This is a genomic window from Kribbella sp. NPDC055071, assembly GCF_053608045.1.
Genome location: NZ_JBSGUS010000004.1, coordinates 54,429 through 67,820, shown reverse-complemented (window position 1 = coordinate 67,820; position 13,392 = coordinate 54,429). Strand labels below are relative to the sequence as shown.

11 protein-coding genes are annotated in these 13,392 nt (G+C 68.2%); 7 read left to right on the top strand and 4 right to left on the bottom strand.

Annotated features, from left to right (window positions below):
- Positions 1–88: 88 nt before the first annotated feature.
- Together ACWF4Z_RS08875 and uxaC are read right to left on the bottom strand one after the other, a co-directional pair.
- Positions 89–1,609, bottom strand: a complete 1,521-nt coding sequence (locus ACWF4Z_RS08875; RefSeq protein WP_452242394.1) for a right-handed parallel beta-helix repeat-containing protein — start codon at positions 1,607–1,609, stop codon at positions 89–91.
- 84 nt (positions 1,610–1,693) lie between these two features.
- A complete protein-coding gene (uxaC, locus tag ACWF4Z_RS08870; RefSeq protein ID WP_452242393.1) occupies positions 1,694–3,106 on the bottom strand; it encodes a glucuronate isomerase in 1,413 nt (470 codons plus the stop codon).
- A 150-nt stretch (positions 3,107–3,256) separates the two neighbouring features.
- Here uxaC and ACWF4Z_RS08865 point away from each other — a divergent pair, with 150 nt between their 5' ends.
- Both ACWF4Z_RS08865 and ACWF4Z_RS08860 read left to right on the top strand, forming a co-directional pair.
- Positions 3,257–4,252 carry a LacI family DNA-binding transcriptional regulator gene (locus tag ACWF4Z_RS08865; protein WP_452242392.1) on the top strand — a complete coding sequence of 332 codons (996 nt, stop codon included), beginning with the start codon at positions 3,257–3,259 and terminating at the stop codon, positions 4,250–4,252.
- 1 nt (position 4,253) lies between these two features.
- Positions 4,254–5,636 (top strand): mannitol dehydrogenase family protein, encoded by a 1,383-nt coding sequence (locus ACWF4Z_RS08860; RefSeq protein ID WP_452242391.1) that lies wholly within the window; start codon positions 4,254–4,256, stop codon positions 5,634–5,636.
- On the opposite strand, the gene ACWF4Z_RS08855 is transcribed toward ACWF4Z_RS08860, so the two are convergent.
- Positions 5,611–7,233, bottom strand: a complete 1,623-nt coding sequence (locus ACWF4Z_RS08855; RefSeq protein ID WP_452242390.1) for a right-handed parallel beta-helix repeat-containing protein — start codon at positions 7,231–7,233, stop codon at positions 5,611–5,613. The genes ACWF4Z_RS08860 and ACWF4Z_RS08855 overlap by 26 nt on opposite strands.
- A gap of 190 nt (positions 7,234–7,423) precedes the next feature.
- On the bottom strand, positions 7,424–9,133 hold the full coding sequence (locus tag ACWF4Z_RS08850; protein WP_452242389.1) for a right-handed parallel beta-helix repeat-containing protein: 1,710 nt from the start codon (positions 9,131–9,133) through the stop codon (positions 7,424–7,426).
- 52 nt (positions 9,134–9,185) lie between these two features.
- Here ACWF4Z_RS08850 and ACWF4Z_RS08845 point away from each other — a divergent pair, with 52 nt between their 5' ends.
- The 5 genes from ACWF4Z_RS08845 (at position 9,186) to ACWF4Z_RS08825 (ending at position 13,275) form a co-directional block, all read left to right on the top strand.
- Positions 9,186–10,409 carry a glycosyltransferase gene (locus ACWF4Z_RS08845; protein WP_452242388.1) on the top strand — a complete coding sequence of 408 codons (1,224 nt, stop codon included), beginning with the start codon at positions 9,186–9,188 and terminating at the stop codon, positions 10,407–10,409.
- A 97-nt stretch (positions 10,410–10,506) separates the two neighbouring features.
- On the top strand, positions 10,507–10,932 hold the full coding sequence (locus tag ACWF4Z_RS08840) for an adenylyltransferase/cytidyltransferase family protein (protein ID WP_452242387.1): 426 nt from the start codon (positions 10,507–10,509) through the stop codon (positions 10,930–10,932).
- Positions 10,929–11,660 (top strand): CDP-alcohol phosphatidyltransferase family protein, encoded by a 732-nt coding sequence (locus ACWF4Z_RS08835; RefSeq protein ID WP_452242386.1) that lies wholly within the window; start codon positions 10,929–10,931, stop codon positions 11,658–11,660. Before ACWF4Z_RS08840 ends, ACWF4Z_RS08835 begins: the two co-directional genes overlap by 4 nt.
- Complete coding sequence (locus ACWF4Z_RS08830) at positions 11,660–12,088, top strand: adenylyltransferase/cytidyltransferase family protein (protein ID WP_452242385.1); 429 nt, start codon at positions 11,660–11,662, stop codon at positions 12,086–12,088. The genes ACWF4Z_RS08835 and ACWF4Z_RS08830 overlap by 1 nt, the downstream gene beginning before the upstream one ends.
- Positions 12,088–13,275 (top strand): glycosyltransferase, encoded by a 1,188-nt coding sequence (locus ACWF4Z_RS08825; protein WP_452242384.1) that lies wholly within the window; start codon positions 12,088–12,090, stop codon positions 13,273–13,275. The genes ACWF4Z_RS08830 and ACWF4Z_RS08825 overlap by 1 nt, the downstream gene beginning before the upstream one ends.
- The last annotated feature ends 117 nt before the right edge of the window (positions 13,276–13,392 follow it).

Below are 13,392 nucleotides of genomic sequence, written 5' to 3'. Positions count from 1 at the left end.
ATGGTGGGTCGCGCGGCGAAATATCGCGTCCGCACCCCACAATGTGCGGGGCCGGCCCCTGAAATGGACGAGTGGGGGTAGGTGTCGACTAGCTGGTGATTGAGTCTTGGTCGAAGCCGGCTTGTTGCCATTGGGGCCAGGTGAGGTTTTGGCCGCGGTACGAGAAGTGCGTGCCGCTGGGGAGCCGGTAGCTGTTGCGGCGGAAGGTGACGGCGCCGGGCTGGGTGGGGGAGGCCTTGTTCTCGACGACGCCGGTGCTGGCGGTGGAGTCGGTGAGGACCACGGAGTTGCCTTCGACAACGACGTTCTTGAGAACGTACTTACCGCGCGGCCCATCGCCCCGGGTGCGGGACTGGACAGAGATGCCGTTGCGGTTCGCCTCGACGAGATTGCCGCGGACCTGCACGTCGGAGGACGTGTTGACGTTGATGCCGCCGCCGTCCCACAGCGTCCCGCCGGAGCCGCGACCGGTGCCGAAGCCGTTGTTCTCGACCACGTTCTGGTCGATCACCGCCTGGTAGCTGATCTCGTACCGGATCCCGTCGGCGGCGTTGTCGCGGATCCGGTTCCCGGTGATGCGACGGTCGTACTCGGCGACGTCGCTCCACATCCCGATCCCGCGGTTCGCGACGATGTCGTTGCCGCTGACCTCACCCGACGACCGGGTCGACTTGATCCCGCCGGACTCCCAGTCCGCGATCCAGAAGCCGTCGGTGTTGTTCCGGGTGACCAGGTTCGCGGTGATGCGGACGCCGGGCGAGTTGTACTGCCCGATGCCGAGCTGCCCGTTGTCCGCGACCGTGTTCCGGCTCAGCTCGGCGCCGTCGCCCTCGATGACCATGATCCCGACCGCGTGGTTCCAGCGGACCTCGTTCGCGACAACCTTCCAGCCGCGACCGACCTGCAACGCGCCACCCTGTGGCAGGCTCGCGAAGTGCTCGATCGTCAGGCCGGTCACTGTCACGTTGTCGGCCGACTTCGCGATCGCGGTCTGCGTCGACGACATCTCGACCTCACGGCCGGCCGGGTCGTTCCCGACGTACACGGCGTTCGCGGTGTAGTCCTGGAAGAACGTGCCCGGCTTCAGCTCGCCGAGGCTCATCACCCGCGTCAGATGCTGCCCGTCGACGAACACCTGCTCACCGCGCTGACACGGCTTGGCCTGGTTGTCCTCGCACACGCCTTTGAGCGCATACGCCGGCGGCAGCACACCACGCACCACCCACCCATTGCTAGAGGGCATCCAGCCCCTCAGGCGCACAGAGCCGGTGAGTATGGCGCCTTCGGTGCCTGCCAGCGTGTCACCGGCTCGTGGCTGGATGACTCGCCTGATCCGGTGCACGCCCTTCGCGAAGCAGAACACGCTGCCCGGCGGCGAAGCGTTGATCATCGACTGCGGATCGGTTCCGACCGGAATCGCGATGCCCTGGCAGGGCTTCGCCGTACCGGGGCCGGTCGGACCGAGCTGGGCCGCGGCAGCCGCCGGTGGAGCGGTCGGCACGGTGACTGTGGTCGTCGCATCGGGCTTCGACGGCGCACCACCGGAGTCGGAGCAGCCCGCCAGCAGTAACGCCAGCACGGCTACACCTGCCGCGACACCATGCCTCATCTACGTCCCTTCAACCCGTCCCCGGCGAACAAGATCTGCGAGAGACTACCCGCCCGCCGACGGTGTGGTTCAGGTGAGGGCGGATCAGCTCAGATACGTGTCGCGCGCGAGGTTGTAGGCCAGGTCCTGTGCGACCTCCAGGGCTTCATCTTCGTCGAGCCGGTGCCGGACGACCAGCTCGGCCAGGTAACCGGCGTCGATACGACGGGCCAGGTCGTGCCGAGCGGGGATGGACAGGTACGCGCGGGTGTCGTCGACGAACCCGGAGGTGTTGTAGAAGCCGGCGGTCTCGGTGACCAGCTCGCGGTACCGGCGCATCCCGTCCGGGCTGTCCAGGAACCACCACGGGGCTCCGAGCCGTACGGCTGGATAGACCCCCGCCAACGGCGCGAGCTCGCGGGAGTAGACGGTCTCGTCGACGGTGAACAGCACCAGCCGGAAGCCAGGCACATGCCCGAACCGCTCGAGCAACGGCCGCAGCGACCGGGTGAACTCGGCCGCGACCGGGATGTCGTGCCCCTGGTCCGGCCCGTACGTCGCATAGATGGCCGGGTCGTGGTCACGCAGCACGCCCGGGTGCAGTTGCATCACCAGACCGTCTTCGGCCGACATCACCGCCGACTGGTAGAGCATGTGCCCGGCGAACGCGGCTGCGTCCTCGACGCTCGCTTCGCCCTTCAACGCCGTCGCGTAGATGCGCTTCGCCTCTTCATCGGACAGGGGTACGGCGGCCGCGCTCAGGTGCCCGTGGTCGGTCGCCCGCGCGCCTGCCGCGATGAAGGCCTGCCGACGCTGCCGGATCGCCTGGAGGTAGCCGTCGTACGTCTCGGTGTCCGTGTCGGCCAACGCACCCAGCTGCTGGGTCAGCTCCGGCCAACCGGGTCGATCAAGATGTACGACGGCGTCCGGCCGGAAGGTCGGGATCACGCGGCCGGGTAGGTCGGCCGCGAGCTTCGCGTGCTGGGCGAGGTCGTCGGTCGCCGCGTCCGTGGTCGAGATGAGCTCGATGTTGAAGCGGTCGAGCAGCGCCCGCGGCCGGAACTCAGGCTCGGCGATCCGCGCCGAGATCTGGTCGTACAGCTCGTCCGCCGTCTCCGCCGAAGGCTGCGTCGTCACCCCCAGCACCTCAGCAAACTCATGCTCCAACCAATACCGACTAGGCGCCCCCCGAAACAGACGCCAGTTCGAACAAAACACCCGCCAAACCTCCCGCGGTTCCACCATTTGTTCTGTGGTGGTTGTGCGACGGGGGAGCCCGAGGTGGTCCGGCGAGATGCCCTGGGAGATGAGCATGCGGGTGACGTAGTGGTCGGGGACGACCAGCAGGTCGGCTGGGTTGCTGAACGGCTCGTTGTGTGCGAAGAGCCCGATGTCGACGTGACCGTGCAGGCACAGCAGCGGCAGGTCCTTGGTTGAGGCGTGGATCCGGCGGGCGACGTCCCGCGCCTCGCCGGCGGGGAACGCGCGGTCGGGATGAGGCTGCAGAGCCTTCGGCATGGGATGTCCTCCGGTGTAGATGCGGCTGCAACAAACTCTGCAAAGGATTGCAGTCCTTCGTGCCGTTCTACAAGGGCCTGTCCACGGACGTCTTGACACAGGACTGCAACCGATTGCAGACTCAACCTAGACCGCGAGCGGAGGGGAACTGTGCCTGCGACGATTCGCGATGTGGCCCGGCTTGCGGGCGTGTCGCCGTCCACGGTGTCGAGGACGCTCTCGCTGCCGGCGATGGTCAACGCCTCCACCCGGGCCCGCGTCTCCGCCGCGGTCGAGCGGCTCGGGTACGAGCCGAACCGCGCCGCCCGCGGTCTGATCACCGGCCGCACCGGCACCATCGGCCTGGTCGTACCGGACCTGGCCAACCCGTTCTTCAGCAGCATCGCCAAGGGCGTGCAGGCTCGCGCCCGTCGATCCGACGTGGCCGTCTTCGTCGCGGACACCGACGAGGACGCGGTCGCCGAGGTGGGTCTGGTCCGCGCGCTGTCCAAGCAGGTCGACGGCGTGGTGCTCTGTTCGCCGCGCGCGGGTGACGACGACCTGGCCACGATCGCGCAAGACACCAAGGTCGTCCTGGTCAATCGCGCGGCCGCGGGCATCGCCGGTGTCAGCTACGACAACGAGGGCGGTATGCGCCAGGCGGTCGCCCACCTCGTGGCGCTCGGCCACCGCCGGATCGCCTGGGTGGGTGGACCCGCGACGTCCTGGTCGACCCAGCATCGCGGCGTCGGCCTGCGGAACGCGGTCGAGCAGCACCGGGCCAAGGTAGTTGCGGTCGGCAACTTCGCGCCGACCTACGAAGGTGGGATGGCGGCGGCCGACCAGGTCGTCGCGGTCGGCGCCACCGCCGTCGTTACCTACAACGACCTGGTCGCGATCGGGCTGCTGGCGCGCGTGCATGCGCGGGGGATCTCGGTGCCCGGCGACCTCAGCGTGGTCGGCGTCGACGACATCGCCATGGCTCAGATGGCCAGGCCGGCGCTGACCACGGTCCGAATGCCGAAGCAGGAAGCGGGACGGATAGCGGTCGAGCTACTGCTGGCCCTGCTCGACAATCCGGACGGCACCCTCGACAGCACTATCACCCTGCACGGCGAGCTTATCGTCCGTGATTCCACTGGCCCTTCGCCCCGAAAGGTGTCGTAGCTTGACCAGGCTAAGTCTCACCAATCTGCCCATCACGCCTGAGGTCGACCCGCGCTCATTGTCGGTCGGCATCGTTCATCTCGGACTCGGCGCCTTCCACCGCGCCCACCAGGCCGTGATCACCGAGCGGGCGGCGCACCTCAGCGGCGAGACGCGGTGGGGCATCGCCGGGGTGAGCCAGCGCTCCACCACCGTCCGCGACCAGCTGGCACCCCAAGACGGTCTGTACGCCGTTCTGGAGAAGGGAGTCGGGGCGCAGTCGCTCGAGGTGATCGGCAGCATCCGCGAGGTTCTGACGGCTCCCGAGGACCCGGACGCCGTCGTCGCGCGGATCGCCGATCCGGCGGTGGCGGTCGTGACGCTGACCGTGACCGAGAAGGGCTATCGGGCCGCCGGATCCGGGCTCGACCTCAACGACCCCGAGATCCAGGCTGACCTGACGGGACGTCCGCCACGGACCGTCGTCGGTCAGTTGGCCGCTGGGCTGGCGCGCCGCGACGAACCCCTGACGATCGTGTCCTGCGACAACCTGGTTGCCAACGGCCCGTTCCTGCGCAAGATCGTGGCGGAGTACTTCGATGCCCTGGGCAAGGTGCCGGACATCTTCGATGCGACCGGGTTTCCGGCGAGCATGGTCGATCGGATCGTGCCGGCGACCACAGACGCGGATCGGGACGAGGTGGCCCGGTTGCTCGGCGTACGCGATGAGGCGGCGGTGGTCACCGAGCCCTTCCTGCAGTGGGTGATCGAGGACGAGTTCACTTCTGCGCGGCCGGCGTGGGAGCTGGCCGGCGCGGTGTTCACCGGAGATGTCGCGCCGTGGGAGCAAGCGAAACTACGGATGCTGAACGCCACCCACTCGATGCTCGCCTACCTCGGCGCGCTGCGTGGCTACGAGACCATCGCCGAGGCGGTCCGCGACGAGGAGTTGGCCGGCCTCGCCGGGGCGTTGATGACCGAGGACGTCGTACCGACGCTGTCGCCGCCTGATGGGCTGGATCTCGCGGAGTACGGCGCGTCTGTGCTGGAGCGGTTCGCCAACCCGGCGTTGAAACACCGGACTGCCCAGGTTGCGATGGACGGCTCGGTGAAGCTGCCGGTGCGCATGCTCGGCACGGTTCGCGATCGACTGGCGGCGGGCGCCGGGCCGCGGGTCATCTCGCTCGCGGTCGCCGCGTGGATGGTCTACGTGTCGGAGACACCCACTGTCGACGACCCACAAGCCGACCGGCTCAAGTCCGCCCTCGCGGGCAAGACCGAACCGGCCGCCGTGGTGGACGCGCTGCTCGGTGTGGACTCGATCTTCACGCCGGACCTGCGCGACTCGGCGGTGTTCCGCGACCTGCTGGTCGAGCACGTCAGCCGGTTGTCGGGACGATCGTAAGGACGCCGGTCGCGCTCACGATCGCCTTCCCGATCCGGAACGCGCTCGACGTGTCCTGACCGGTCTGGCGCCACTCCGGTGCCGTGTACCACTCGCCGGTGCGCTGGAACCGTTCAGCGGTGAGGCTGTCGAGGATGTAGGTGTTGCTGTTCAGCGTGACCTCGCCGGCCGGGATGACGGCGCCGGAGTTCTGCACCATGCCGGTCGCGGTGGTGCCGCCGCGCATCGTCACCTGGTTGCCGGAGACAACAATGTCGCGGAGCACGTTCTTGCCCCACGGGCCGCTGCCGCGGGTCCGGGACTGGATCGAGATGCCGTTCACGTTGTTCGCGACCACGTTGTCGCGGATCTTCACGTGCGAGGACGTGTTGACGTTGATTCCGCCGCCGTCCCACAGCGACGTGCCGGAGCCGCGGCCGGTGCCGAAGCCGTTGCCGCTGACCACGTTGTCCTCGATCACGCCGTTGCGGCCGATCTCGAACCGGATCCCGTCCGCCGCGTTGTCGACGATCTGGTTGTGATCCAGTGACCGGGAGTCGTCGTACGCGTCGCTCCACAATCCGACACCGCGGTTGGCCTTGATCAGGTTGCCGGTGACCGAGCCGCCGTTCGACCAGGTGGTCTTGATCCCGCCCGACTCCCAGTCGGCGATCCAGAAACCGTCGGTGTTGTTCCCGGTCACCTCGTTGGCGGAGATCGTGCCGCGGGCCGTGCTGTACTGCCCGACGCCGAGCTGTCCGTTGTTGCGGACCAGGTTCTTCTCCAGGACGGCGCCGTCCGCGTTGACCAGCATCGCGCCGACTGCGTGGTTCCAGCGGATGTCGTTCGCGAACACCTTCCAGCCCAGGCCGAGCTCGATCGCGCCGCTCTGCGGCGGTGTCGCGAAGTGCTCGATGGTCAGGCCGCGAACGACGACGCCACTCGCGCCGGACTCGATCGCCGTCGGCGTCTTCGACATCTCGACCGCGTGGCCCTGCGGGTTGTCGCCGACGTAGATCAGGTTCGCCGCGTAGTCGGAGTAGAAGGTGCCAGGGGCAACTTTGTCGCGGGTGGCGACGCGGGTCAGATGATTGCCGTCCAGGAAGACCTGCTCGCGCAGATAGCAGATGTTCGCCTTGTTGTCCTCGCACTGCCCGGTCTGCGCGTACGCCGGGGGCAGGGCTCCCGTGGTCACCCAGTCGCCGGCGGATCCGACCCACTTGGTGAGCGGGACCGACCCGGTGAGTACGGCGCCTTCGTCGCTGCCGAGGACCTGGTTGGCCTTGGGGTGGATCGGCTCGGCGATCCGGTGCAGGCCGGCGGTGAAGCAGAACGTCGTACCGGTCGGTGCGGCGTCGACGAGCTGCGCGGCGTCCTGGTCAGGCTTGATCGTGACGCCGGAGCAGGCCGGAGCCTGCGAAGGGCCGGCCGGATAGTCGGCACCGGGTGGTGGGGGAGGTGTGGGCTCGTCGTCGGTCACCAGTCCGGGCAACAGGTCGACCGGGACCGGGGTGTTGTCCTCGGCGTTGTACGGCGAGGACTGTGCGGGCAAGGTGCTGGCGGCAACGGCAAAGGTGCCGACTGCAACGATTGCCACGAGGGCGGTAGCTGTCTTCATCGCGGAGCCTCCGGGGGCACGGGGCAAGCCGTGGAGCGCACCCCCCAAGGCGCGGCTTCGGACAGCAGATTACTACCACCTCAGGTAGTCAGGGCAATACGTTCCGCACAAATAATGTTGCGTTTGGCAATCGATCGCCGCACCTGGTCACGGATTGTTGCCCTCATCACCGAACCGTCACGCACTGCGGTCAGTTCGCGAGGAAGGTGCCGACCGTGTCGAGGCCGGCGCCCTGCCAGCCGGCCGCGGTCAGCTTGGCGCCGAACCGGGCGAACCGGGCGGCGCCGAGCGCGTCCAGTACGTACTTGTTGCCGCTGAACACCACTTCGCCGGCCGGCACCGCGGCCCCGGCGTTCTGCACCATCCCGGTCGCCTGGGTCCCGCTGGTCATCTCGATCGTGTTGCCGGCGACGGTGACGTCCCGCAGCAGGTAGGTGCCCCAGGGACCGGTGCCGCGGGTGCGGGACTGGATCGTGACGCCGTTGACGTTGCCGGACACCTTGTTCCCGCGGACGGTCACGCCGGACGAGGTGTTGATGTTGATCCCGCCGCCGTCCCACAGCGACGTACCGGATCCGCGGCCGGTGCCGAACCCGTTGCCGCTGACAACGTTGTTCTCGATCGTCCCGTTCCGGCTGATCTCGAACCGGATCCCGTCCGCGGCGTTGCCGATGATCTGGTTGGAGCTGATCACCCGGCCGTCGTCGGCGACGTCGGCCCACATCCCGATCCCCCGGTTGGCCTTGATCGTGTTACCGCTGACCGTGCCCGAGGACCGGGTCGACTTGATCCCGCCGGACTCCCAGTCGGCGATCCAGAAGCCGTCGGTGTTGTTGGAGCTGATCACGTTCCTGGTCACGGCGGCCGCGGCCGAGGCGTACTGCCCGAGTCCGAGTTGGCCGTTGTGGTGGATCAGATTCTTGTCCACCTTGGTCTTGTTCGCCTGCACCAGCATCACGCCGACGGCGTGGTTCCAGCGGACGTCGTTCGCGGTCACCGTCCAGCTCGGCCCGGACACGAGCGCTCCGGCCTGTGGTGCGCTGGCGAAGTGCTCGATGGTCAGACCGCGGACGACGACGCCCGCGGCGTTCGACTCGATGGCGGTCGCGGTCTTCGACATCTCCACGGTGTGGCCGGTGGGGTTGCTGCCCAGGTAGATCGCGTCGCCCGCGTAGTCGGCGAAGAAGGAGCCCGGGGCAACTTTCGCGAGACTCGACACCCGGGTCAGATGCGTCCCGTCGAGGAAGACCTGTTCGCGCAACGAACAGATGTTGGCGACGTTGTCTTCACACTGCCCGCTGAGCCCGTACGCCGGTGGCAGCGCACCACGCACCACCCAGTTCGCACCGGACGCCGTCCAGCCGGTCAGCGGGACCGATCCGGTCAGGACGGCTCGCTGGGCAGACGCGAGCACCTGGTTCGCCTTCGGGCGCAGGGTCTGGCTGATGCGATGCAGGCCGGCGGCGAAGCAGAACGTCGTACCGGCGGGCTTGGCGCTGATGATCGACTGGGCGTTCTGGCCGGGCTGGATCACCACTCCACTGCAGGGACCGGCGACCGCGGGGCCCGCCTCGTCCGAGCTCACGGTCTCGACCGGCGGCGCGGTAGGTGTCGTAGTGGGAGTGGCCGTGGGCTTCGTCGGGGTGGTCGACGGCTTCGCGGTGGTCTTGCCCGAGCCGGGCCGCTTCGACGGAGTGCTGTTGCCCTTGGGCGCTGAGGTCGCCGTGGGAGTGGCTTTCGGCTTGCGGTGCGAGGGCAGAACGCCGGAGGTGCCGGGATCGCTGACGACGCGTGACCTGGCCGCGGTTGTGGCGTTGTTCTCGGTGGCGATGACCGGGAGCGCGACAGTAACAACGGCGAGCGCGGCAGCGATGAGCGCTGCGAACCACAACTTCCTCAAAGCATTGCTCCCTGAAACCAGGTGTAGCCACCGCGAGACTTAAGGTAGTGCCATGCGGGTCGCCATGTTGCACAACCGTTACCGGACGGGTCAACCCAGTGGTGAGAACACTGTCGTCGCGCAAACGGTTGATTTATTGGGTAACTCAGGACATGAGATCGACCTGTACGTGCGAAACAGCGACGATATCGCCGCCATGAGCCGGAAAGATCGCGCACTGTTACCGGTCCGCTCCGTGTGGTCATTTTCGGCGGAACGCGATTTAACACATCTATTGCAGGAGAATCGGCCGGACGTGGTGCACGTGCACAACACGTTCCCGCTGTTCAGCCCGTCGGTGCTGCGCGCGGCGTCCCGGCTGGACCTGCCGGTGGTCGCGACCCTGCACAACTTCCGGCTCCTGTGTGCGAATGCGGTCCTGCAGCGTGACGGCCGGCCGTGCGAGTCCTGCATCGGCAAGCTTCCGCTCGCTGCGGTGCGGCACAGCTGCTACCGGGAGTCGCGCGTCCAGACGTTGCCCTTGGCCACCAGTATCGGCATCCACAACAGCCTGCATACCTGGCAGCGCTACGTCGCCACGTTCGTCGTGCCGTCGGAGTTCGTGAAGGAGCGGTACGTCGCAGCCGGGTACGACCCGGAGCTGTTCGTGGTGAAGCCGCACGCCGTCCCGCCCTCGGGCGCGGTGCGCAGCGGTGCGGGCGACGCGGTGGTCTTCCTGGGCCGGCTGGTCGAGGACAAGGGCTTCGCGGATCTCTTGCGGGCCTGGGATTCCTCGCTCGGCACGCTGGTCGTCGTCGGCGACGGTCCGCTCCGCGCCGAGGCCGAGGCGAGGGCCCGGCGGGACCTGTCCGTTCAGGTGCTTGGTCAACTACCGTGGGCGGACGGCATGGAAGTGCTCCGGTCAGCGCGCGTCGCCGTCGTACCGGCGCGTTCGTATGAGACCTTCGGTCTCGTGGTGGTGGAAGCATTCGCGCACGGCGTGCCGGTGGTCGCGTCCCGGCTCGGAGCACTGGCGGAGCTGGTCGATGACGGGGAGACCGGCGCGTTGTTCGAGGCCGGCGACACCGAGGGACTGCGGAAGGCCATGGGGTTGCTGGCCGAGCCGGAGACTTCGATAACCTTCGGCGAGCGAGCCCGACAGGTCTATCTCGAGCGCTTCACTCCGGAGCGTGACCTTCTGGCCACGGAGAGGATTTACACCGATGCGATCGCCCGGCACGCCGACGGCGGCCGGACCCGACAGGGACGCTGGGCGGGCCGTGCCAGGACGGTATAAGGTCGCGCCTGACGCGGGGGGTCGCGTCGGCCCGGTTTCACAGACCACCGGCTCATTGACGAACGGCTCTCTCGCGGAGCTGCAGGGGGATGGAAGCTTGCCGCGGATCGGATGTCTGGCCGGGGTCTTCGACCTGTTCCACGTCGGCCATGTCGATGTGCTCGAGCGAGCGCGCGAGGGCTGTGACCGGCTGGTCGTCGGCGTGCTGACCGACGAGTGGGCGATGCAGGCCTGGGGAGCGCGGCCGTTCGTGCCGCTGCCGGAGCGGGCCCAGATCGTCGGGCACCTGCGGTGCGTGGACGAGGTGGTCGAGGTCGATCGTGTTGGCGCCGCGTGGCTGACCGGCGTGGTCGGGGCGCGGACCATGTTCGCGGCCAGTGGCATGGACGGCGTGCTGGGCGAGGACGAGCTGGCCGGGATCCCTGCCGAGCTGATCAGCGTCCTGCCGGTCGGCCGCGGCTCACGCAGCCCGATCCTGCGCGCCGCCATCGACCAACGGCAATCCCGCAGCTCGGTCGCATGAGTTCGTTGCGGGAGACGGTGGCGCAGCTGTCGCGGGCGCAGAAGTCGTCGGCGGGGACTCCGGCGTACTCGCGGTTCGTCAACCGGCGGATCGGGCGTGTGTTCGCTGCGGCGGCGTTCCTCGGTCATCGGACGCCCAACCAGGTGAGTCTGGCCAGTGGCTTCTGCTCGCTGGTCGGCATCGTGCTGGTGGCGACACTGCGGCCGTCGTTCGGGATGGCGCTCGCGGTGACCGCGCTGCTGGTGCTCGGATACGGCCTCGACTCGGCCGACGGACAGTTGGCACGCTTGCGCGGCGGTGGCTCACCGCTCGGCGAGTGGCTGGACCACATGATCGACTCGATCAAGATCGTGCTGCTGCACAGCGCCGTACTGATCTCGTTCTTCCGCTTCGATGACTTCAGCAACGAGTTGTTGCTGCTGATCCCGCTCGGCTACGTCTGCATGTCGTCGGTGTTGTTCTTCGGGCTGATCCTGATCGACCAGCTGCGCCGGCGGCACGGCGGAGCGCCGAAACCCAACGAGCGTGGGGATTCCGTGCTCAAGTCGTTGCTGATCGCACCGACCGACTACGGCGTCCTGTGCCTGATCTTCCTGACCTTCGGCACGCCGACGCTCTTCATTGCCCTGTACGGCGCTCTGCTCGCGGCGAACCTGTTGTTCCTGGTGGCCGCGATCGCGAAGTGGTACCGGGAGATGGCGGCGCTGCAACCGGCGGAGGGTGGCTGATGGCGCCGGTGATGGGCACCGTCGGCTACGCGCCCGGGGTGTACGACATGTTCCATATCGGCCACCTGAACATCTTGCGCCGGGCTCGCGAGCACTGCGACCACCTGATCGCCGGCGTGGTCGAGGACGACGTGGTCGCGCGGATCAAAGGGCGTCCGCCGGTGGTCCCGCACGACGAGCGGATGGAAGTGATCCGAGCGCTTGATCTGGTCGACGAGGTGGTCAGCGACTGGTCCAGCGACAAGTTCGAGATGTGGAAACAGCTGCGGTACGACATTCTCTTCAAAGGTGATGACTGGAAGGGCACCGAGAAGGGGATGAGACTGGAGAGGCTGCTCGGTGAGGTCGGCGCGGAGGTGCACTACTTCCCGTACACGGCTTCGACGTCCAGCACCGATCTGCGCAGGCTTCTGGAGGGGATGAGCTGATGCCGGCCCGGCCGAAGGTCTTACTCAGTGCCTACGCGTGCCGGCCGCAGGGTGGTTCGGAGCCGGGGGCCGGTTGGGCCTGGGCGAAGGCGGCCGCGCGGGACCACGACGTGTGGCTGCTGACCCGCGGCAAGTTCGCGCACGAGATCGCTGCTGAGCTGGCGATCCGGCCGGTTCCGTCGTTGACCGTCGTACCGCTCGAGCTTCCGAAGTGGGTCCTGCGGCTGCGGCGGCGGCCGTCGGATGTGTACTGGTATTACCCGTTGTGGCAGGGGTTGGCGCGTCGTACGGCGACCCGGCTCCATGCGGAGCAGACGTTCGATGTGATCCATCACTTGACCTTCGCGGTCGACTGGATGCCCGCCGGGGTGGTCGGGGAGTCGTCGGCGCGGGTGATCTGGGGACCGGTCGGTGGATCGACGACCGCGCCGCTGTCGATGGCGAACTGGCTCGGCGGCCGTGGGGTCGTGGCCGAGCTCGTCCGGCGTACGTACACAGGGATCCGGCGCCGGATCACCGGCCGGAAGCTGGCCCAGAGCGCCGACCTGATGGTTGCCCAGAACAACGATGTTGCCGAGGTGTTCCGGCCGTACGCGCGCGAGATCGTCGTTCAGCCGAACGTCGCGATCCGCCGCTTCACCGCGTCCGGCCCGTATGAGCCTTTCGGTGCCCCCGGCATCAAAACGGCGTTGTTCGTCGGACGGTTGATCCCGTGGAAGGGTGTGCTGCTCGCGATCAGTGCGCTGGCCCGACCGGAGGCGTCGAGCTGGGAGCTCCGGATCATCGGCGACGGTCCGGACTGGCGCCGCGCGGAGCGGCTCGCCGAGGAGCTCGGCGTTCGCGATCGGGTCGAGTTCACCGGCCAGCTCCCGCGGGAGGACGTCCTCGCCGCGATGTTCCGCGCTGATGCCCTCCTGGCCCCGGCGCTGCGGGAAGCCGCCGGTTGGGCCGTGACCGAGGCCCTCGCCTCAGGCTGCCCGGTGGTCTGCGTCAACCGCGGCGGCCCGGCCGTCATCGTCGGCCCCGGCGAAGGCGTCGCCGTCCCCTGGCAGGGCGACGTAGTAGGAGAACTCGCCAAAGGCCTGGCGTCCCTCCACACCCGAATCACCCCGGTAGACCGCTGGGGCCCCGACCGCCTCCCCGAAATCCTCGCCACCTGGTACGCCCCCGCAAAGGTCTCCCACTAACCCAGACCCGCCCGACCCACCCCGACCCACCCCACCCCGACCCACCCCACCCCGACCCACCCCACCCCGACCCACCCACCCCACCCGGTCCCCCTCCCTCCCACCCCCATTTGAGGG